This window comes from Desulfosporosinus hippei DSM 8344 (genome assembly GCF_900100785.1).
Taxonomy (GTDB): domain Bacteria; phylum Bacillota; class Desulfitobacteriia; order Desulfitobacteriales; family Desulfitobacteriaceae; genus Desulfosporosinus; species Desulfosporosinus hippei.
Window position 1 is genome coordinate 135,949 of record NZ_FNCP01000005.1, and the last position, 22,126, is coordinate 158,074.

19 protein-coding genes and 1 other annotated feature are annotated in these 22,126 nt (G+C 40.7%); of the genes, 7 read left to right on the top strand and 12 right to left on the bottom strand.

The genetic code is table 11. The features are described from left to right. Positions 1 to 52: 52 nt before the first annotated feature. The 3 genes from BLS16_RS06340 to BLS16_RS06350 form a co-directional block, all read right to left on the bottom strand. The gene (locus tag BLS16_RS06340) at positions 53 to 1,168 is read right to left on the bottom strand and encodes a BMP family ABC transporter substrate-binding protein (protein ID WP_092331323.1); all 1,116 of its coding nucleotides are present in this window, start codon (positions 1,166 to 1,168) and stop codon (positions 53 to 55) included. A gap of 369 nt (positions 1,169 to 1,537) precedes the next feature. After that, the gene (locus BLS16_RS06345; RefSeq protein ID WP_092331325.1) at positions 1,538 to 2,749 is read right to left on the bottom strand and encodes an LUD domain-containing protein; all 1,212 of its coding nucleotides are present in this window, start codon (positions 2,747 to 2,749) and stop codon (positions 1,538 to 1,540) included. Continuing rightward, positions 2,746 to 3,726, bottom strand: a complete 981-nt coding sequence (locus BLS16_RS06350; protein WP_092331328.1) for a (Fe-S)-binding protein — start codon at positions 3,724 to 3,726, stop codon at positions 2,746 to 2,748. The genes BLS16_RS06345 and BLS16_RS06350 overlap by 4 nt, the downstream gene beginning before the upstream one ends. A gap of 443 nt (positions 3,727 to 4,169) precedes the next feature. Between BLS16_RS06350 and BLS16_RS06355 the strand changes: the two genes are divergently transcribed. Both BLS16_RS06355 and BLS16_RS06360 read left to right on the top strand, forming a co-directional pair. Then, the gene (locus tag BLS16_RS06355) at positions 4,170 to 5,078 is read left to right on the top strand and encodes a M23 family metallopeptidase (RefSeq protein WP_092331464.1); all 909 of its coding nucleotides are present in this window, start codon (positions 4,170 to 4,172) and stop codon (positions 5,076 to 5,078) included. A 5-nt stretch (positions 5,079 to 5,083) separates the two neighbouring features. Further along, positions 5,084 to 5,521, top strand: coding sequence for a bactofilin family protein (locus BLS16_RS06360; RefSeq protein ID WP_092331330.1), 438 nt, complete (start codon positions 5,084 to 5,086; stop codon positions 5,519 to 5,521). 106 nt (positions 5,522 to 5,627) lie between these two features. Here BLS16_RS06360 and BLS16_RS06365 read toward each other — a convergent pair whose 3' ends face one another. The 5 genes from BLS16_RS06365 to BLS16_RS06385 form a co-directional block, all read right to left on the bottom strand. Next, the gene (locus tag BLS16_RS06365) at positions 5,628 to 7,160 is read right to left on the bottom strand and encodes a 2-isopropylmalate synthase (RefSeq protein ID WP_092331333.1); all 1,533 of its coding nucleotides are present in this window, start codon (positions 7,158 to 7,160) and stop codon (positions 5,628 to 5,630) included. Between the two features lie 39 nt (positions 7,161 to 7,199). Further along, positions 7,200 to 7,534: a binding site (T-box leader), on the bottom strand. A 263-nt stretch (positions 7,535 to 7,797) separates the two neighbouring features. Beyond that, positions 7,798 to 9,090: an efflux RND transporter periplasmic adaptor subunit gene (locus tag BLS16_RS06370; protein ID WP_092331335.1), complete on the bottom strand. Its 1,293-nt coding sequence runs from the start codon at positions 9,088 to 9,090 to the stop codon at positions 7,798 to 7,800. A 71-nt stretch (positions 9,091 to 9,161) separates the two neighbouring features. After that, positions 9,162 to 11,540, bottom strand: coding sequence for an ABC transporter permease (locus tag BLS16_RS06375; RefSeq protein ID WP_092331338.1), 2,379 nt, complete (start codon positions 11,538 to 11,540; stop codon positions 9,162 to 9,164). After that, the gene (locus BLS16_RS06380) at positions 11,534 to 12,238 is read right to left on the bottom strand and encodes an ABC transporter ATP-binding protein (RefSeq protein ID WP_092331340.1); all 705 of its coding nucleotides are present in this window, start codon (positions 12,236 to 12,238) and stop codon (positions 11,534 to 11,536) included. The genes BLS16_RS06375 and BLS16_RS06380 overlap by 7 nt, the downstream gene beginning before the upstream one ends. A 24-nt stretch (positions 12,239 to 12,262) precedes the next feature. Further along, complete coding sequence (locus BLS16_RS06385; RefSeq protein ID WP_092331343.1) at positions 12,263 to 12,904, bottom strand: TetR/AcrR family transcriptional regulator; 642 nt, start codon at positions 12,902 to 12,904, stop codon at positions 12,263 to 12,265. Positions 12,905 to 13,348: 444 nt separating this feature from the next. Between BLS16_RS06385 and BLS16_RS06390 the strand changes: the two genes are divergently transcribed. Then, positions 13,349 to 13,900, top strand: coding sequence for a hypothetical protein (locus tag BLS16_RS06390; protein ID WP_092331346.1), 552 nt, complete (start codon positions 13,349 to 13,351; stop codon positions 13,898 to 13,900). 14 nt (positions 13,901 to 13,914) lie between these two features. Here the strand turns inward: BLS16_RS06390 and BLS16_RS06395 are convergent, their stop codons facing one another. Next, on the bottom strand, positions 13,915 to 14,955 hold the full coding sequence (locus BLS16_RS06395; protein WP_092331348.1) for a YeiH family protein: 1,041 nt from the start codon (positions 14,953 to 14,955) through the stop codon (positions 13,915 to 13,917). Positions 14,956 to 15,195: 240 nt separating this feature from the next. Here BLS16_RS06395 and BLS16_RS06400 point away from each other — a divergent pair, with 240 nt between their 5' ends. Further along, complete coding sequence (locus BLS16_RS06400) at positions 15,196 to 16,113, top strand: LysR family transcriptional regulator (RefSeq protein ID WP_092331351.1); 918 nt, start codon at positions 15,196 to 15,198, stop codon at positions 16,111 to 16,113. Between the two features lie 91 nt (positions 16,114 to 16,204). Here the strand turns inward: BLS16_RS06400 and BLS16_RS24760 are convergent, their stop codons facing one another. After that, positions 16,205 to 16,375 carry a hypothetical protein gene (locus BLS16_RS24760; RefSeq protein ID WP_345788517.1) on the bottom strand — a complete coding sequence of 57 codons (171 nt, stop codon included), beginning with the start codon at positions 16,373 to 16,375 and terminating at the stop codon, positions 16,205 to 16,207. Between the two features lie 145 nt (positions 16,376 to 16,520). On the opposite strand from BLS16_RS24760, the gene BLS16_RS06405 reads away from it, so the two are divergent. Then, positions 16,521 to 17,687 (top strand): aminotransferase-like domain-containing protein, encoded by a 1,167-nt coding sequence (locus tag BLS16_RS06405; RefSeq protein WP_092331354.1) that lies wholly within the window; start codon positions 16,521 to 16,523, stop codon positions 17,685 to 17,687. Between the two features lie 56 nt (positions 17,688 to 17,743). Continuing rightward, the gene (pdxR, locus tag BLS16_RS06410; RefSeq protein ID WP_092331356.1) at positions 17,744 to 19,297 is read left to right on the top strand and encodes a MocR-like pyridoxine biosynthesis transcription factor PdxR; all 1,554 of its coding nucleotides are present in this window, start codon (positions 17,744 to 17,746) and stop codon (positions 19,295 to 19,297) included. Positions 19,298 to 19,458: 161 nt separating this feature from the next. Here pdxR and BLS16_RS06415 read toward each other — a convergent pair whose 3' ends face one another. Further along, on the bottom strand, positions 19,459 to 19,974 hold the full coding sequence (locus BLS16_RS06415) for a nitroreductase family protein (protein WP_092331359.1): 516 nt from the start codon (positions 19,972 to 19,974) through the stop codon (positions 19,459 to 19,461). 283 nt (positions 19,975 to 20,257) lie between these two features. Between BLS16_RS06415 and BLS16_RS06420 the strand changes: the two genes are divergently transcribed. Continuing rightward, the gene (locus tag BLS16_RS06420; RefSeq protein WP_092331361.1) at positions 20,258 to 21,127 is read left to right on the top strand and encodes a DUF6544 family protein; all 870 of its coding nucleotides are present in this window, start codon (positions 20,258 to 20,260) and stop codon (positions 21,125 to 21,127) included. Positions 21,128 to 21,370: 243 nt separating this feature from the next. Here the strand turns inward: BLS16_RS06420 and BLS16_RS06425 are convergent, their stop codons facing one another. Further along, a complete protein-coding gene (locus BLS16_RS06425) occupies positions 21,371 to 22,102 on the bottom strand; it encodes a precorrin-6A/cobalt-precorrin-6A reductase (protein WP_092331364.1) in 732 nt (243 codons plus the stop codon). Positions 22,103 to 22,126 lie beyond the last annotated feature (24 nt).

Genomic DNA, 22,126 nt, shown 5'->3' on the forward strand with positions numbered 1-22,126 from the left:
GCCTTGAAGTATAATCTCATAAGTTACTAGAAGCTATTTTGCCAACCGGATTTTATTTGGGGATTGTCCCGTCTACCCCTTCAACAAACCAGTCAAACGAAAGCATATCTTTGTCAGACATTACTTGGCCCTCGGGAACTTTGACAGCTCCTGATTGATCCTTTACAGGCCCTGAGAAGACATCCCATTTGCCAGATATGATTTTATCTTTAGCATCTGCTACAAGTTTTTTGGTATCATCAGTTACCATCGGGCCATAAGGAGCGATATCCACTATACCTTCGCTCATAGCACCCCAATATTGATCATTTTTCCAGGTTTTATTAATTACAGATTCGACTGTTTTTACATAGTAAGGACCCCAGTTCCAAACTGCAGAGGTCAATACTGCTTTAGGTGCCATTTTGGACATATCCATGTTATAGCCAATTCCGTATTTGCCTGCTTCCTCTGCAGCTTGCATAGGTCCAGGTGTATCTTGGTGTTGAGCAATAACATCTGCGCCATTAGTCAAAAGACTTTTAGCAGCATCTTTTTCCGCAGCAGGATCATACCAGGTATTCGTCCAAACAACTTTTACTTTAGCCTGAGGATTTACTGAACGAACCCCTTGGGTAAAGGCGTTGATTCCGCGAATAACTTCCGGAATCGGCATAGCAGCTACATAACCAATGGTGTTTGTTTTAGTGGTTTTACCAGCTACTATTCCTGTTAAATAACGGGCCTGGTACATACGACCAAAATAGGTTCCAACATTATCAGCAGTTTTATAACCGGAATTGTGCATAAATGTAACATCAGGGTATTTCTTGGCAACATTAATTGTCGGATCCATATAGCCGAAGCTGGTTGTAAAAATAATTTTGTTGCCTTTTTCGGCAAGCTGGGTAATTACACGCTCTGAATCTGCACCTTCAGGAACAGATTCGATAATTGTAGTTTCTACTTGCGGCATTTTTTCGATTAAGTATTTACGGCCTTGGTCATGAGCGTAGCTCCAACCAGCATCCCCTACCGGTCCAACATAGACAAAAGCAACCTTGACTTTCTCTTTGCCTGCGTCAGCTGGTGCTTTAGCCTCAGGAGCCTTAGCGCCACAACCAGAAATGACTAAGAGTAATGATACCAATAAGGTGATAAAAACTGCACTTCTTCTCTTGAAATTCATCTCAATGTTTCCTCCTTTTTCTCTCTTTGCTAAATAATAGACTTAATATCTGTTAAATTTCACCTCCTGTTGCGTTACAAGAAAAGCTTCCCAGAGATATCACCTCTAGAAAGCTTCGTTGCCAAATTACTCAGTCCTAGTTCTATTATATTACCTTCAAATAAAAAATACAATGATTTCTTATAGATGAAAGATTTACTTCGTCTTCAATAAAATACTAGGTAATATCAGTACTAGTTCAGCTAAAGCTTTAGTGAAATAATCTAAAATACCGTGCAATCGTTTATCTTTAAGGTATCTAAATTCCTTAATTCTTATATAAAAAAACAAGCACTTGCAGATAAATCTACAAATGCTTGTTTGAACTATTTAGTCTTCGTAAGTACCGTAAACGATACGCTCGCGAAGCTCGCCAATCATAGCCGGAACATTAATACTCATAGGACACCGCTCAACACATCTACCACAGCGCAAACAGGAATAAACCAGCGGAGCAGCTTTTTCCATTCCACCAGACACAAAAGCCGTCCAGACCGTGCCTATGCCTCCCATATAAGTGTGACCAAAATGACCGGCAGTAACTTGGAATACAGGACACTCATACATACATCCGCCACAACGCAGACAATGCAGAGCTTGAGTAAACTTCTCTTCCCGAGCCATTTCTTTACGACCATTATCTACGAAGATAACATAGAACTCCTTCGGGCCATGTGCTCCATAAGTGGTAACTTTTTCAATATCTCCCGTCTTACTGGGACCGCTAACAATATTGACATAGCCAGGCACTCCATACTGTGCATATCGCCAGGTAACTTCTGCTACCTTCATTGCATCTTGGAATGTAGGCACTAATTTCTCGACACCTACCATGACTATATGAACCGGAGGCGCCCCAGTCGCCAGACGAACATTTCCCTCGTTTTCAATAATAACCATCGCTCCGGTGTCAGCAGCCACAACATTAGCTCCGCTGATACCAACGTCAGAAGTAAAATACTTTTCACGCAGGAATTCTCTAACAACCTTTACTTCTTCTGCGATGTCAGGTGGCACTTCCTTCTTGAAAAACTTGGTAAAAACTTCAGCAACCTGCTCACGAGGAACATGAATCGAAGGAGAAAGAATGTGCATTGGACGTTCCTTACGCAGTTGGAGGATAAATTCTCCTAAGTCAGTCTCCCATACTTCGTTGCCATTTTCCTCTAAATATTCACGTAGGTGAAGTTCTTCTCCTAACATGCTTTTTCCTTTGACGACAGTTTTTCCCTTTCCAATAATCCCCAGGGCTATTTCAAGGGCTGCCTGATGATCTTTAGCATAAAAGGCTTTCCCTTTATTCCGTTCTACCGAAGCCATAGCTTGTTCTAATAATGTGTCTAAGGTAGCCATCGACCGAGTCTTGATCTCTTGTACTTCCTCTGCTAAAGCTGGAGTATGGGGAAACCGCTCCAAGGTTTCTGAAACTGTATTTCGGTAAGAACTTACAGCTCTGGATATCGCTGTACGAATGTTTTTGTCCTCACTAGCTTCATTAAGGGACTTGGCATACTTGACAAAGTCCTTTCTGAAATCGGTCATGCTTTAACCCCCCTATATAGGAATTCAATCAAGTCTTCAATTACTGCGGAATCACCTTTTGCTCGTCCTCCTTCTAGCGCTGACAGGCAATAGGGACAAGACGTTAATATATGGGATGAACCGCTGTCCTTCAATTCATTGACGCGGCGTCCGCCGATAACATGGGATAACTCCGGAAACAGAATTTTAATAGGCCCACCGCAACAAGACGTCCATTCGCGATTCATCTGTGCTTCTTTGACCTCAGCGCCGACACTTTCCAGAATGTCTCTTAATTCTTGGTGGATGTTTAATTCACGGGCCAAGCGACACGAATCATGAATCACGACTGACTCAGGGGATGAAATCTTAGCTAGCTTGTCTCGTCGTTCCCAAACAAGATCAATATAAGTACAAATTTCAAAATCAAAACCTTCGATCAGTTTTGGATAAACGAATTTAAAGACTTCTGCCGCATGTGGAGATAGGCAAACAATAGTTTTCGCACCACTTTTCTTAATTACCTCTACAACTCTCTTAGCATAGTCTTTCATATCCTTTAAATACCCTAATTCATAGAGCAAAGCTCCACTGTATAACTCCTCACTACCTGAGTAGCAAAACTCATATCCTAATTCCTTGAGTACCTTTGCCGCTTTAAAACAGACAGAGTTATATCTGTCCTTGTCCTTAGCCAGGACAGAAGCGTACATCTTTTCCGGGCTGATTCCAGTCTTATTTAAAATATTCCTGGCACCCATCATCATTGAAAAAACCTTACTGCCCTGGTCAAGATGGGTGATTGTTTTAACCAATGAGTCAATAAAGGGGAGCATTTGGTATTCTCCGCCTGTATAAAAAAGTAAATCTCCTTTAACCGGCAAGTTCAATTCCTTAGCCCAAGAAGCGACTTCGGAGCCCTTCAAGGCCAGGGGACTACCGTGCTTAATAATATTTTCACTTATTACGTCAAGTACCATTGGCATTTTTGTTTCCAAAACCTAACACGTCCTCCCATATTAAAATATGGTTCAAATACTCTTTCTCTGGAATTTGAGCATTTTTCTCCATTCAGAAAGCGCGCATCGATTTTCTCTAAGCGCGCCTTCATTATCCATCAAAAGCCCAAGCAAACGTAACTGCATACTCTTTATTATAATAAAAATTCCCTATTAAAGTAACCCCACCAGAAATTGTATTATGTATTCCTGATACAGTATTATGATACCGACTTCTTAACTATTAGAGCTCCACGAAAGGAGATAATTAATTGAAATGTATTGTTGTCCAATTATGTGGGGATTTAGCCCTTCGTATCTTCTTAACCGAAAAGTTACCAAGAACCAGAAACAATTCTTTGGATTTCTTGACAAATACTGTCATGAAGTTTATTGTACACATAAGTAATCGACATATCAAGCTATTTTTCTGGAGGAATGAGATGAAAGGTAAATATACGATAATATTTATCCCGCCCGGTCACTCTACTACTCGCCAATTCCAGATTACGAGACGAGGTAAGCAGTATTTGAGTGCCTTTATGCTTTTTGTTGGGGTGGTGGTTGTCGGTCTATTTGCTCGGAACCTCTATCTAAGTCATTATATAAATCATCTTCAGCCCACAATTGACCATATCACGCAGCTCAAGTCCACCATCAAAGAGCGCGACCAGACGATCAATAATTTAAGTGAACAGTCCACTCAAATAACCGAAGACCTCAAGCGAATAACAGACCTCGAACAAAAATTATCTTCAATTCTCCAACTAGATTCGCCCTCCCAAACAACATCCCTTAGCCGTAGCATTTCCTCTGAAACCTCAGTTCTCGCCAACGTTACCCCCCCGATTGGCACTCCCACTCAGTACGCTCTGATTGTGACAAACCATTTGAATACCTTACAACGTTATTATGAGATAGCCGTTGTACAAAAAGATAAATTAGACCACACACCAAGTATTCTTCCTGTAGAGGGTGAAATTACCTCTCCACATGGATACCGCCGCAATCCTTTTGGTGGCTTGTCTAAAGAATTCCATAACGGCATAGACATTGCCTGTAATTACGGAACTCCTATTATAGCGACAGCCGATGGAATTGTCACTTTTTCCGCTAGAAATTTAATTTTCGGTCTTAGAATAGATATCGATCACGGTCATGGTATCAGAACCTTTTATGGTCATAACTCCAAGCTGCTGGTCAAAGAAGGTGACAAAGTAAAAAAGGGTGACGTTATAGCTTACAGCGGTAACTCCGGACGAAGTACAGGATCTCATCTTCACTATGGTGCTTATGTTAATGGAAAGAATGTCGATCCATTAACCTTTACCGAATTATTAAAGGAGACTTAAAGCAAATGTTTAAAAAAATTTCCCCCTCTCATTCTAGTGGTGATACTACGCTAATTGCTGCAGAGTGCCAAATTACCGGGTCAATTAAAATCAATGGGAATGCCCGAATTGACGGAAAAATCGAAGGAACTGTTCAATCAACCGGTGATTTAGTAATCGGCCCTAGTGCCTTCTTGACAGCTGATATTGAAGCAAATACTGTAAGCATTGCCGGAGAAGTACACGGAAACATAAAGACTACAGATCTATTAGAGTTAAATTCAACCGCTCGCTTATTTGGAGATATCAGCACCCGCCAATTTAAAGTTGAACAAGGAGCTCGGTTTACCGGAATGAGTCAACTGCTTGATGAAACAACGCCCCCGGCGATCAGTCATGAAAACAGTAAAGACTCTTCCCCTGCCAAAGAAACAACACGAGTTTCAAAACTTGCCGAGATTTAGTGATTCCATATGACCAAAAGGCAGTCGACCAGTAGTTCTGGTTCAACTGCCTTTTGCGGTCAAGGATCCATTTCATTAATGGGGTAGCCCCCATGCAATGGGTTGTTTAAGCTTCCTCTTCGCTCCCCCCAGAATCGGGGCGTATTTCTCTCTTTTCGAGAGCATTAATATAGGCTTTAGCGCTGGCCTCTATGATATCAGTCGAAAAACCCTTTCCAACTACAAGACGTCCATCCTCGTGACGCAACTTAACCGTAGCCTCTCCCAGTGCCTCGCTGCTTCTTGTTACAGATTTCAGGGTGTAATCTTCAAGAATTGCGGTATTTCCTGTGATTCTATCAATAGTATTGAATAATGCATTTACCGGGCCATTTCCACAGGCGGCATCAGTCATTATAGTTCCTTCAATTTCCAGGCTTACCGTTGCCGTAGCCATCTCAATTCCATTTGTCGCAATAGACATACTCTGCAAAACAATACTATTAAGAGCACCTCCTGAATCTCCCATCAGAACAAACAAATCTTGGTCAAACACTTCTTTCTTAAGATCTGCCAACTGTAAAAATCTTTTATAAACGTCATCCAGCTGAGCTCCCGATACCTGGTAACCTAGTTCTTCTAAACAATGCTGAAGAGCATGCCTCCCCGATCTAGCTGTAAGGCTAATTAGGTTCTGCGCGACTCCAATAGTTTCCGGTTGAATAATCTCATAGGTTTCTCGATCCTTAAGAACCCCATCCTGATGAATACCCGAAGCATGGTTGAAAGCATTAGCACCTACAATTGCCTTATGATCAGGAACAGTTACTCCTGTTATGCGGGAAACCAGTCTGCTGGTGGCTGATATTTCACGAGTATTAACTTTGCTCTCTACTCCATACGCAGCCCGCCGAGTGTAAATTGCCATGATAACCTCTTCAAGAGAAGTATTACCTGCTCGCTCACCAATACCATTTATTGTTCCCTCCACTTGGCTGGCTCCTGCTCTTATTCCTGCTAAGGAGTTGGCCGTTGCCATGCCCAAGTCATTGTGGCAATGAACACTCACGATGGCTTTGTCAATATTCTTAACGTTTTTAATCACATAACCTATAAGCTCCCCATATTCCCACGGGCTGGCATAACCGACCGTATCGGGAATATTAACGACAGTAGCCCCTGCCGAAATAACATTTTCAATAACTCTTGCTAAAAATATGGGATCACTTCGAAACGCATCCTCTGCGTAAAATTCAACATCACTCACATATTTTTTGGCGTACTTCACTGCTGCAACAGCCTGTTCTACAACTTGATCTGGGTTAAGTTTTAATTTCTTTTCCATGTGGACTGGAGATACCCCTATGCCGGTATGGATTCGTGGATATTCCGCTTTGCGCAGAGCTTGGGCACAGAGATCAATGTCCGCTTCTACTGCCCTAGTCAGCCCACAGATGGTTACTCCTTTTAGTTCTTGGGCCATTGTACGAACTGACTCCATGTCGCCGGGCGAGGACGCCGGAAAACCCGCTTCGATAATATCTACTCCCAGCTTTACTAACTGGTGCCCTATTTCTAATTTCTCTCTAACGTTAAGGGTAATTCCTAAGGATTGCTCCCCATCTCTGAGGGTAGTATCAAACACATACAATTTACGCATTACAATTCCTCCTTAAAAATAAATAAACCCTTCATCTCTAATTGAGACGAAGGGTTAGTTCGCGGTACCACTCAAGTTGACGGTAAATAGCTAGCCGTCTTCTCTGCAGATACGAGACTTATCGATATTCCTTGATTGTGTTCATTGTTCGATCTAAAAGAACTTAATAGATCCAACTAACATCGATCGAGAATCTTCGAATCATCCGATATCCCCTTCCTTTTAACGGTGGAAGTTCCGTCCGAGCCTACTTTCAACATTTCGGTCGGCTACTCAAGGAAGAGTTCTAAACCCAAACCATTATTGCCTTTCACCAGCCGGCAACTCTCTTAAAACGGCACTAGGATTATACTATTTCCTGTCATCGTCATTTTAACAGTTTATAATATTCTACACTACTTCCATCGATTGTCAAGGGTGTTTCCGACTTTTCTTTCCTCTGATTTATACATAGATAGATAGAGTACACTCCAAAGACGATTCAACATAGTTCTATTTTATATATTCACAAACAATAGCAACGGATAATTCATAATCGGCTGCTATTGTAGTGCCCTTCATATTAAGGTATCCATTACTTATACTCTTTCTAGATCAACACAAAGGTATTTATATCGTAGGTCATACCACTTTTATACTATTTAAGGCGTTTTCCTTCTTTAAGTTCTTTTAAATTAGGATCCTGAAGAACTTGATCTCCTTCACTTAAGCCTTCCTCAATGGTAACTTGACTGTCATTTTCCAGTCCTTTCTTCACGGGCTGAATTTTTGCCTTACCTTCCTGAACTATCCAAACTGCATCTCCTTCTTGATAAGGAAAAAGGGACGTTTTAGGGATCATTAATTGATCTGGAACTTCTAAGGTGGTGAACATGACATCCACATTGCTTCCCAAAACGACAGTCGGTGAGTTTTCAGCGAGCTGAATAGTAACTTTAACCCGATTTTCTTTAAGTCCGAGTGGAGAAATCTTCTCGACAGCTGAGATAGCAACCTCATCAACTGTACCCTCAAAGGACTTATTACCCGAACTGGTTTCTTGAATCACTTGAACTGGACTTCCCACTTTAATATCAAGAGCGTCACTAGCCAGGACAAAGCTTTCCAGTTTGTACCCCCCATTTGTGAACACGGTCATAATTTGCTGACCTTGGGAGATGACGTTGCCTTCTTTTAGAGAAAGATCTTTGATAAACCCGTCATGCTGGGCAACCACTATGGCTTTACTAATCTTCTCTTCTAACTGGTCAATTTGCGCTTGAAGAGCTTTCTTCTGATTACTATAATATAGCTCTGTCCCTTTAGAAGTTTGATGTTGCTCATATATCAGTTGTAAGCCTAATTTCTGCTGCTCTAAGAGGTTTTTTGCCTTTTCGAAAGCTCTCTCGGCTTCTTCGTATTGAACACGCGCAATTGAACCAGCCTCATAGAGCGCCTTCTGACGAACTAAGTTTTCTTCCTCAGTCTGGGCATCCTTTTCCGCCAGCTGAATGAGTAAGGTTTGTTGGGCGATTTGCGCTTGATCAGGGTTTTTATACTTCTCCAAGCGCTGTCCTTCGAGACTCTGTAATTGTGCCTTCAATCCTTCCAGCTGATAATTCAAATCACTAGTACTCATCTCCAATAGTACTTGTCCTTTTATAACGCTGTCGCCATTTTCAACCTTGAGGGACTCCAGTTTTCCTTCAACCGGGTTAAAGATTGGCCACTCCTTTGCAGCCATAACTTCCCCCTCCTCAGTGAAACCTTTGCTAAAATCATTGGGCTGCAGAGTAATTAGGTCTACTGCCAGAGGCATGGCTTTAGAGATGGTGACCGCAATAAGAATCAGGAGTGCAAGTCCTCCAAACATTAAGAGTCTACGATTTTTAAACTTAGGCAATCTTAATCTATTTGATGTTTGATTTAACTTAGCTTTTTCTACGACCATTTTTACCCCTCCTACTCTCAACTCACAGATTTACAGTTTGCCTACTTTATCTTTCAGGTTCAATTCGAACTTTAGTCTCGAGTTGCCAGAATTTCTACATAGGGAAGTGATTTTATTTTGTAGTAAGCCCTGCTTTGAGCTACTAAAACGGAAAATGCAGTTCCTACAGCCGCACCCAGCAAAGCCATCGGCGGAAGATCTGCCGGAAGAGAGTACATGTCATTGCTCATAGACTGAGCCATACTCATGCTTAAGACAAAGGCCATAGGTATACCAAGCAGAACTCCAAAGGCATATAATGTCCATTGTTCTGAGGTGATTACTCTAAGCACCTCTCTGGGTGTCATTCCCAGCACACGAAGGGAAGCTAATTCTCGTTTCCGTTCTGAGAGAGAAATTATACTTGAATTATAGATGAGGGCAAATCCACAAATTCCTCCGAGAATTGCCAACAACCAAACAGTAAAACCAAAAGACTCCATCATTTTTTCGATCTTTGCCCCTGTATCCTTGCGAGATTCGATGGAAGATACATTACTGGCATTTTGATATTTGCTTTTCATGGCTCCTACTTCGGCAGGATCCATTTTGATCAACATTGCAGTACTGATTTCTCCTTGCCTGAGAAAGTGTTGTAATTCGGTATCCTTCATGAAGGCATTAAGCCCAACATACTGTGGAACGACTCCAGTGACCAATAAATTTTCACCTTTTTGACTAATGGTCTCTCTCCTTAAGGAGCTTTCCACATAAATAATGTCCCCCACGCTGACATTCAAGGATTTGGCCAAATGTTCGGAAAGTAATATTCCGTGGTCAGGAACCTCCAAGCGCAGTCCGTTTTTGTCCAGGATATTATAAAGTCTTGACCCTTCAGCTAGACCCATCAGGGCTACTTCTTTCTTTAACCAACCATTTCTCAAAGAAGCAGGCACTTCCAAGATTGGCTCAACTCTGGAAACCCCCGGGTCATGGGCAACGGCATATTTTGTAGCCCCAGTAGGGGAAGGTTCGCTAAGCTGTAATTTGACATCATAGGTTTGCACTTGTTCTAACTGAACCACAGTCAATAAGTCGGTCATATTCTGCATAGACCACGATACTGTCATTAAGCTATAGACTACAGCGATCCCTACAACATTAAAAACACTCCTGGTTGGTGTACGAAACACATCCCGAATACCCATCTGGGCTTGAGAGGAAAGGGATTGCCAAAACCAACTGAATTTCTCGATTAAGGTTTTGCGCGCAGTCCCTGGCGCTGGTGGTCTCATAGCTTGAGCTGGTTCCAGGCGCAAGATATCCAGACTGCCTTTTATTCCACTAAGTACGCTAAAGACTAAAGCAAGCGCCAGACTGATAAAGAGGTATTTAAACGAGAATTCACTTTTAAGACCAGGTAGGGCGAAGAAATTCCGGTACATTGTGGTTAAGGGAAATGAAAGAGCGATTCCAGATAATCCTCCCAGCAATCCCCCTGTTGTCCCTATAACCATGGGATAGGACAGATAGTGTAAAACAATCTCCAGATCAGTAAAGCCAAAGGCCTTTAGGGTTCCAATGGATACTCGTTGCTGTTCGATGAGCCGTCGCAGCATAGTATACAAAATGATGGCGGCAACTCCTAAAAACACTACGGGAAGGGTTTTGGTTGTAGTGCGGATTTGTTTAATTTCGCTGGTTAGAATGGAGTGACTTGTCTGATCCTTGCGAGGGACTATACTACGGAAGCCATAGGGCTTTAACTCAGCTTGCAGATTGTCTTTCACTGAATCAAAACTTACCCCTTCTTCCAGAGTAAACACAATATCATTAACTTGCCCTTTTTCCTTTACCAGTACCTTAAGTGTATCTAATGAAATATAGGCTATGCCAAATTCTTCAGCCGATGGATAAAGATCTTGGGCATTTCTCATAATGTATATGAACTCAGGACTTTGCCCAGTTCCTGTAATATATAGGGGGACCTGATTTCCATCGATACTCAGATCAATTGAATCCCCAATGGACAAATGATTAACCTCTAAAAATTTGGGATCCACGAGAATTTCAGGTTGGTTTTCCCTCGGAAGCTGTCCCTCAATAAGTTTAATCTGGTTAATCTGAGTAGCATTGCTCTTATTTAGCGTAACCATCTTCAAATACTTATTAGAATTTTTCTCTTGGTCTATGATACGAACTTCTTTGACAATCCGTCCTGTAACTTGATCAATACCAGGTAACAAGGTAAGTGAGTTTACTTTATTTTCAGGATACCCTGTTACAGTGATAAAACCGTCGGCGAAGTTGGTTTCTGTATAAAACTCCTGCTGTGCCTTATCCATACTTTCCACGGCAATGGACATCGAAGTATAGAGGAGTAAGCCTATGGCGATAACTATAATGCAGGCGAGATAAACTCCAAAGTTTTCTTTAATATCTCTTATCGCTTTTCTTCTAAGCATCACCATGTTATCTCCTCTGGACAAAGTGGTTTTTCAATGACTTTAACATCATCCAGTAATCCATCCTTTAAATAAAAAACCCGATTGGCCATTTTGGCAATTTCTACATTATGCGTAATAATAATGACGGTCTTATGGTAATTAAGGTTCAACTTCTGCAAGGCTTTTAAAACCTGAATGCCTGTTTGAATATCTAAGGCACCCGTCGGCTCATCGCAAAGCAAAAGCTCTGGGTTTTTGACAATAGCTCGTGCGATGGCCACCCGCTGCTGCTGGCCTCCCGAAAGTTGGGCAGGAAAGTGATCTTTCCAGTTTTCCAGACCGACTTCCCGTAAAATATCCAGTACTGAGAGTGGATTTTCGGCAATTTCTGCAACTAGTCTTACATTTTCATAGACAGTGAGATTAGGCATTAAATTGTAATTTTGAAAGACAAATCCGACCTCATTTCGTCGATAAAGGGTAAGCTGTTGGTCATCAATCTCATGTAGGGGCTGTTCCTTGTAATATAGCTCACCAATTGAGGCCTGGGTCATCCCGCCGATAATATTTAGCAAGGTTGTCTTCCCAGAGCCGCTTTGCCCCAATATTACAATAAATTCTCCGGAGAAGATCTGGAAGTCAATCCCCTTCAAAACCTCGATTTCTACTTCACCGGTACTATAATTTTTGCGAAGATTTTTTCCTTCCATCAGAATATCCATCTCTCTCACCCCCCAGAAAATGGCTTAGTTCGTGGAATCTAAGCTATACATTCCATACTTTAAGATTTCCATGTATCCCATATACTCTGCCATAATTTTATCGTAATCTTGGAACAGCTCATGTTCCTTACCCTTATAGTCCTTGAGATACTTTTCCCCAAGTGCACCTATAAAAAGCGTGATTACTTCAATTGCCTTGGACGGTTCTACTCCACCTCTGAACTTTGAATAATCGATATCCTTAAAAAACGTTGGCATATATTCTTTAGAAGCTTTTAAATACTTTTTTTCGATATCGGAACGCATCTCCTCAGGCGGACTTGCAAGTGCTTCCATAAACAGTTTTACAATATAGGGGTATTCCTGAGCTATCTTAAGCTTAATCACACCCAGTTCACTAAACCTTTGGAAGATATCTTTAGTCTCAGTTAAGGGATATTTCATAAATTCTTCTGTCATCGCCAGCATACAGTAATCTAAGACATAACAAAATAGAGCTTTCTTATTTTTAAAATAATGAAACAAAATTCCTTTGGATATACCAGCTTCCTTTATAATTGCATTGGTCGAAGCTTTGTCATACCCTTTATCGGCAAATTCAAGAATACAGGCATCTAAAATCTTCTTCTTCTTATCTTCATTAAGATTTTCAAAATTCTCGTACAAAAATATTCTCTCCTTAGTTGCAAGACATCCCTTATTAAGGCTTAGCCATTTGATATGATTATATCACCGAATTGACCAAGTGGTCAACGGGAATCGATGCATGGTCATAACTAGTTACCAGTCATTCTTGACCGAAATAGAAAAAGTGCACCTCCATTGTTAACGATGTCTAACAATTGGGGTGCAGATCAGATGCCCTCTGCTTTTTCTATTTCAATATTTAATTATCTTAAAAGACCCTGACTCTATTGGTTTCTAAGAAAATTCTCCCGTAAATACTCACAAACTTCATCCAGATAATGTCAGACCCATCCTTCTCAATAAAAAGGTGCTAACCACGAAAATTACTGATAAGTATTATATATCAAAACTAAAATTTCAGGCTAAAGATACCTTTACGTGGTAATAACTAATTATACGATCCAACGAAAGGGGGCTAAGGGCTTGGAAGAGATACTGTTATCCAATAGAATCATTGACTTAGGTTCCATCGGATTAATAATTGTACCGCTAGGGGATTCCTCTTTAAATGTTATAAAGCTAAAAGTTTATGAGCGAGAGAACTTTTTTTCGAACCCTATTCCTGACATTAATCAAACTCAAATAGCAGAGTTCTCAATTTCCGCCAACTCTTTTTCTGAAGCAGTTGAACAAATTCAAGAACTCTATGATGGCTGGTCAAAAATCGATAAGTCTGAGACAACGACTATTATTGGTATTCATAATCAAAATCCTAATGTCCTGTATATTCAGTTTTCACACGGCGAACGATATTATATCTATAAACGCTGCTTAACACTTAGTAAGGAAATGATCTTTGAAGAGTTATTTGGCAAAAATCATAATCTTAGTCGGCGCTCTTTAAACAATGAAGATGAACAATACTTGATTTCCAAACTCCGGTTTATGCCTAAAACCAAAAATGCTATTAGTTTCTATTCTTATAAGCCCCAGAAACGAGCAAAAAGACATTTTTCGTTTTCTAGTTCATCCTAATGAAGCCAGTTAACCTATACACTCAGCCACATTAAGGCAAAAAAGGATACCGAGGAAACCACTATAGAAGCAATAATCATAGCCAAAAGGGGTCTCATAGCACGAGTCCGTAAACTAGAGAGGTGAACATTAAGCCCTAACCCAACCATAGCCGCACCTAGAAGAAACGATGATGCTGAGGAAATGTCCTTTAACACATTCTCGGGAATCTCAAGATAGGTTCCTATCAAACTTGTAATGATAAATCCTACTAAAAACCAAGGAAAGGGTGCACTTTGATTACTCTTTCCACCTTCCTTACGCTTCATCCACATGGAGAGAAGAAAACTTAAGGGAATCAGCAGAAACACTCTGCCTAGCTTAGCAAGTAAACTTATAGCCATAACATCCGGACCTGCAGGCATAGCCGCTGCTGCAACATGAGCTATCTCATGCAAACTAACTCCACTCCAGATTCCATAAGTGACAGAACTTATTGGCAAAAAGGGCATCAAAAATGTGTAGGATAAAGCAAAAACTGTTCCAACCAAAGCAATGATTCCTGCTCCAATTGCAGTATCTTCATCATTGGCTTTGAGAATTGGAGAGACAGCGGCAATTGCCGCGGCCCCACAAACTCCAGTCCCGATTCCTAAAAGCAGCGAGAGATTCAAGTCTGCTTTAAATAACTTTGCCAATAACATGGTAACACTAATCCCCATAACAATTGTTAGAACATCATAGAAAAGCAGAATTCCACCTTTATGAATCACCAAATCAATATTTAACTTGAACCCATAAAGAATAATAGCAAACCTCATCAGATAACGTGCGGAAAATTGTATTCCTTCTCGTAGACTCTCGGGATACCCAACAACATTACGATATATTACCGCCATCAAAATAGCGCTTAACATTGCTCCAATTCGCTCTATAAACGGCAGGCTTCCTAGCAAGGTTCCAGCACCGGCAAAAACCATGGTAAACATAATTCCCATTACAAAACGGTTTCGCCTTTCCTGTTCTATCATTAAACTTTGCTGAAAACCTAAGTTCACTTTAGCCTGAAACCACATTTCTATTGCCTCCCTATTCTTGTCAACAAATCAAAATTCAACTCATCAGCAGCAAATGCCCTGTGAGTAAACTATAGATTCATACCAGGTTATGAGGCAATATAGGTTCCTTTAGCTTATCATTAGTAAACTGTATTTTTGTTTGCCGGTATTTGTTGTATTATTATGACGAGCATTCTGTATCTTGAAGTAAATTTTAAGTGCTAAATTAACCATTTAACTGGACTAGGGGTGTAAACAATGATTGCCGATCCTTTGAAAATCTTTGTAACCGTAGCTGAACTTAAAAATTTTTCCCGTGCAGCTGAAGAACTATATTTGTCCCAGCCCAGTGTAAGTTTACAAATAAGGAATTTAGAAAATGAACTTGGCTCCAAGTTAATTAACCGATCTCCAAAACACCTAGAGCTCACTCAAGCAGGTGAGATTCTCTACGGCATAGCTAAGCAAATTTTGCTGCTTTATGATAAAGCGAAGCTGGAAATTAACCAGTTAACCAACACGGTTACCGGATCACTTAAAGTTGGGGCCAGCTATACTATTGGAGAGTACATTTTGCCTTATGCCTTAACTGAATTTGTTGCCCAATTTCCAAATGTGGACATAGAGGCATCTATTGCTAATACGGTAGAAATCACTAATGCCGTTCGCTCCAATCATCTTGACCTGGGATTAGTAGAAGGTGAAGTTAATCACGCTGATCTGGACGTCCAAGCTTTAATGGATGACGAAATCATTTTAGTTGTGCCAAATCAACATGTTCTGGCCGGACTCCCCGTTGTTACAGCAGAGGATCTCCAAGATCGCGTCTGGATTCTAAGAGAAAGTGGTTCCGGAACACGCGATTATAGTGACAAGTTAATCAAAGAATGGAAAATTGATGTTAAAAAGACTCACATTTTTGGAAGCAGCCAAGCCGTAAAACAAGCGGTTATTGCCGGCTTAGGAATTGCCCTGGTCTCAAGCTGGATTGTACACAAGGAACTAAAAACAAAGGAATTAACCGCCATTCGGATTAAGGACAAACGATTAGTTCGTTCATTTTCCATAATTAGACCAAAGAACAGCGAAATGTCTATGGCTATGAATATTTTTACGGAAAACCTTCTCTCACACGACCTGATTTCGTCTTTAATTGATAATACTCAATCGGTCTAAAAGGAATGTTAACCGTAATCGCAAGCCTCCTCCTTTCACTATTAGAGTGGAAGGAGGAGGCTGCTTTTCGTGCCAGTACACCTTATGAGTTTTATACCATTCGAAAAATTTGGACTCCATCCTGGAATTCAATCTCTAATTCACCTTTTTCAGCCAAATATACAAGATGAGCTAAAGTTTCAGCCATTGCAAAACGCAGCTCATGAAAACTAAGGTCTTGTCTAAAAACTTGAAGGCATACCATTCTCACTAAACAAGACATTAAGGGCTTCGAGAATATATCTACGGTTAGCCCCTGCTACTTAAAATCAGCAACTGGATGTATTTCATAATCATCCAATTGGATGTTGTGTCGTCAGATTCTCCTTTCTATAATTAACTAAAACTTAATAGGAGGAAGAACCATTATGCAATATACCTTTGCTGAAAGAGTAACCCATATGGATAGCTCGGCAATACGTGAACTCTTAAAGGTTGCAGAGCAACCACAGATTATTTCGTTTGCAGGAGGTCTTCCAGCTGCGGAGTTATTTCCTCTTGAAGAAATTAAGGAATCCTATTACCAAGTTCTAGGAGCAAAAGATCCTTCAGTCCTTCAATATGGGGCAACAGAGGGATATCTGCCTTTGCGCCAGGAAATAGCCGCTCAAATGCGAGTGAGAGGAATCGTGACAGAAGCTGAGAACATTCTACTTACCAACGGTTCACAACAAGGATTAGATCTACTGGCAAAGCTATTTATTAATCCCGGCGACGTCGTACTTTTACAGAATCCCAGCTATCTAGGAGCCATCCAATCCTTTCAAAGCTACCAGGCCAATTTTATGACAATCCCAACTAATGACGCAGGAATTGACGAGAATGCTCTCGAAGTATTGATAAAACAGAACCAACCAAAGATTATTTACTTAACACCCACCTACCAGAATCCAACCGGAAGTACTTTTACCACTGATGAGCGAAAAGCTGTGCTCCGGATAGCACGCGACTATAGGGTTCCCATTATTGAGGATGACCCCTACAGCGAACTCTGTTATGATGGTCAAGCCGCACCTCCTATCCGATCCTTTTCAACCGACGATGAAGTAATCTACTTGGGAACCTTTTCTAAAACTCTGGCACCTGGAATTCGGCTTGGTTGGATTGTCGGAGGAAAGAGTCTGATAGCTAAACTTGTCATAGCAAAACAAGGTGCCGATTTGCACACTGGTACTTTACTACAGAGGGCTACCCATTACTATTTAACACACTTTTCACCAACTGAACATATTGAGACGATTCGCCATGCTTATCAATGCCGAAGGGACCTTATGCTTAGTGAGCTTAAGAAAGCCTTCTCGAACAAGGCCCTATGGACTGAACCAACCGGAGGAATGTTTATTTGGCTGACTTTGCCTGAAGGATATGATACCCTAAAGCTTTTACCTAAAGCATTAGCAACTAATGTAGCATATGTTCCTGGAGCTAATTTTTATGTGAATAAAAAAAGTCATAATAGCATGAGACTAAACTTCTCTAACCCTTCCCCATCTCAAATCCAACAAGGGATAAAACTTTTAGCCAAAATACTTTGATTGCGATGCCCTAGGCTCATGCTTTTGGCACGCATATACGAATTGAGGATATGAACATGAAGCTGAATTTAGACCGCTCCCTTAAGACACCGCTTTATTTACAGATAAGGAGCCAGATTCGTCTGCTTATCCTGACAAACGAACTTCCATCCGGTTACCGACTTCCTCCTGAGCGAAAACTGGCCACCCTATTAGGAGTAAATCGCACAACAGTGGTTAATGCCTATCATGAACTGGTAGCAGATGGCTTGATACGGTCACATGTGGGCAAAGGAAGTACTGTAAATTCTCTTCAAACAATTCAACACTCTCTGGAAGGCTCCTCTAATACCATTCGTGCAGAGGCACAACCTGTACCTGTTCAACCAATATCTTGGCAAAATTTCTATACCAGTCAGTCTAAACGAATGCATAACCCAGTATTAGCGTCGATATTAGACGAGATTAGTAACGAAGACCGGATCTCTTTTGCCTTAGGATCCCCTGCAGGGGAATATTATCCATTAAAAGAACTTAATGAAATATGTCAAGAGATAATTCGCCCTGGCAATTGGAAAGCTTTCGAATATGCATCTACCATTGGACATTATCCTCTGCGCCAATATTTAGCCAATTGGTTCAATAGCCAAGGCATAGATACCAACCCCCAAGAAATCCTCATAACTTCAGGATCTCAACAAGGACTCGATCTTCTGACTAAAGTATTCCTAGAACCCGGCGACTATGTTGTGATGGAAGAACCTTCCTTCTTAGGGGCGATTGGAGTTTTTAAATCGTCAGGTGCGCACATTCTTACTGTACCCCTGGATGAAGAAGGGTTAAGAACTGATGTATTAGAGCAGATACTCTCCAGACATCGTCCTAAATTTATCTACACCCTTCCAACCTTTCAAAATCCTACGGGAACAACCATGAGTTTGGAGCGGCGTCATCAACTTCTTAAGTTAGCTTATCAATTTCACATACCAATTGTGGAAGACGATCCCTATAGTGAACTCTATTATGGAGAAAAGTCTCTGCCAAGTCTAAAATCCTTTGACGAGCATGAGCACGTCATCTATCTCGGCACCTTTTCGAAAATGCTTTTCCCAGGTCTTCGACTAGGGTGGTGTATTGCTCCTTCCCAGTTACTTGAACAATTATCACTTGCCAAACAGCACGTTGACCTACATAGCAGCACAACAACTCAATGGATCATGACTGAATTCTGCAACCGAGGGCTACTTGACATTCATCTCCCCCTCGTACGTAACCACTATAAGCTTCAGCGTGATGCCATGATTGCTGCCTTGGAGGAGTATGCTCCTGAAGGCTTATCCTGGACAATACCGACAGGTGGGTATTACATATGGTGTCAACTCCCCCAAGAAATGAAAGCCACAGCTCTACTTACCAAGGCCGCCGAAAAAAAAGTAGCCTTCGTCCCGGGAAATGCTTTCTATGTTAACTCTGGTGGAAGAAGCTGTATTAGACTCTGTTTTTCTCGTCATTCCACATCAACAATTCGCGAAGGAATTTTTCGGCTTTGCAGAGCAATATCTGAGCTCATAAATCAGCCACACCTTGACAGAAAAACTCTACAACCTCATTTTAGGGAACCATTAGTATAGAATGATGAAGAAGGGGCTTAATCTATAGCCCTTTCTTCATCATTCTATGGATTCCGATACCACTTCATAGTCTCAATACATTTGACTAGCCGAAGAAAACTATTCAAAATCTATTGGTAAAGTCGACATTTTCCCTTGCAATAAAAGACTAAGTAACCCTATTAATAGTTGTGCCAATGGACTTTCTCAAATTGTAAGTCTTGATCTACATAAGGGGTTTTGGTCTCATCAGGGTATCCTATCGAAATTATCGAAGCGACCTTAAGGTTTTCTGGGATACTTAAGATCCTGCGCACATACTGTTCTGCGGTTTCATATTCCGAAAAAAGTCGTTCCCTTATTTGGATCCAGCAAGATCCCAAGCCTAATGATTCTGATGTAAGTTGCAGAATTGTCGCCGCAATTGAAGCGTCTTCTATCCAGACATCACTTTTTGCCGGATCAGCCAAGATCACAATGCCTAACGCTGCATCTTTCAGAAATCCAGCGCCTTTCTTGCTGGATGCTAATTGGGTTAATACGTCAGAGTCGTCGACAACAAGAAATTGCCAAGGTTGAAAACCACGAGATGATGGACTTAATAGCGCAGCTTTAATAAGTACTTGAACTGTTTCAGAATCCAATTTCTCAGGTTTGTATTTACGAATACTGCGGCGTCTATAAAGAAGATCCAGCATAATTTCTCCTCTCCCATTCAAATTGAAACTAATTAACCACGAATAGTCTTTCTGCGTATAATAACACCTTATACTATTTCAGCCATTTTTCAAGTCTTCCGATTCTCAAGTTAGAGAAATTCCTATTTTCGGTTAAGATCACTTATAGCTTATAATACCCATAAAATTATTCTCAAAGATCCTTTTTAGAAAAGGAAATGAGTATCCATCTCTAGAAAATAAATGGACAAATGGGTTCATCACTCCAAATCCTAGACTGCAAAGAAAGGATGTGTATTAGTCAATGCAAAAGAACAACCTAGTTATAATTCTCATTTTCTTAGCACTTCTGATTCTCACACTCCTTCTTTATAAATCTCAAGACTTAAAAAAAGCCTATAAATTAAAGGTCGAGGAAGGCTTAGGTCATGGAATTGAATTTGAAACTACATTAGTATCGGAAATTGACGTCAATCATTTACCTTTACCTGTTCAGAGATACCTGAACTATGTTGGTGTAATCGGTAAAGAAAAAGTCTATAATTTCAGAATTCACTTTACAGGGCAAATGAAGATAGACCCCAAAAAGGATTGGCTGAAGATTAATCCCGAACAATATAACTTTATGGATGACCTTGCAAGAATATTTTATATAAAAGCAAAAATGTACAGAATACCGATTTTAGGTTTAGATTCCTATAAGCGAAGCAAAGGGAATATGTTGATCAAACTGGGAGGCGTCTTTACCGTGGCTGATGCTTCAGGCCCAGAAATGGACATAGGTGAACAAGTTACTTTATTAAATGATATGTGTTTATGGGCACCAGCCACTCTAATTGATCCTAGGATTCAATGGGAAAGTATTGATTCCTTGACAGCTAAAGCTATCTTTAATGATAACGGACGTAAAGTATCCGCAATTCTATACTTCAATCCTAGCGGTGCGTTGACAAACTTTGTCACAGAAGATCGATACATGACCATTGGCAAGACATACCAAAAAGCACAATGGTCAACCCCTGTCAAAGATTACGCAGAAGTCAATGGATCTAAACTACCAACCTATGGTGAAGGCATTTGGCACTTACCTGAAGGTGATTATTGTTACGCTAAGTTTAAGCTAGAGCAAGTCGATTATAACGTTAAGACCATTAAACCTCAACCTAAAGTCTAAAGTTAAAATCTATTATGGTAAACCTTATTGAGTAAATGCAGAGCAAGTCGTCGCCTTAATCGGTTAACGGCTTGCTCTGCATTTTTGTTACCAAGAGAATTTAAGGCTCCTGAAAAGTTTCCCTAGTTGAAATACGTTCACAGCAAACAAAGCGTGCGTTCTTTCTTCACTGTCAAGAAGAAGGATGTCGCTTTGTTTGTATAGATGCTTCACGAGTTTTAGGATAGCCCCTTTATTATTAAGTTAAGTAGCTCTCGCAACATTAGCATCCACCCAATCTAGTAACTCATGAACACTATACACGGTTAATCCTAAATTAACTGTGTTTCTTTTTATTAGAACTATCTCTAAGCCCAACTCTAAGGCTGCAGAGATTTTCGTATCTGTTCCACCTGCAGACCCACTATCTCGAGTCAAAAGAATATCAGCTCCATAGAATTTAAAAAATACTCTATTAACCTCTTTTGAGAATTGCCCTTGCATAGCTACAATATCCCTTGGAGAAATGCCCATATCCTGGCATTTTTGAACCAAACGTCCTTCCGGCAAGACCCTGACAACTATACGGGCAAATCGAGCGAAGGAACTTCTAACTATACTGTCTAATTGGTGGCTACCCGTCGTAACAAAAACCGTTGCAAGACGGCCCTTCTCTTGATACAAAGCACTAACGCGTTGTTCTAATAGTGACAATGCCTCTTCCCAATTAGCAATAGGATATATTAAAGGACTGACAGGAATAATTGTCTCCGGTCTTTCTAAACGAAGATAAGGAATCCCTCTTTGTTCACCCCAATTGCGTAGAGGGGCAAACTTTAAACTGCTGGAAGGAGGACTAGCATCAATAATTAATGAAGGCAAATGCAAACATGATTTTTCATTCCACATTTGGATTCTCATAAGCTCAAGCCTTCTATTGTTGAGACACTCACTGATCTCTCTTGCTGCAGCTGTTTCTCCTAAAAGTAATATCATCGTTAACCTCCATGGAGATGTCCA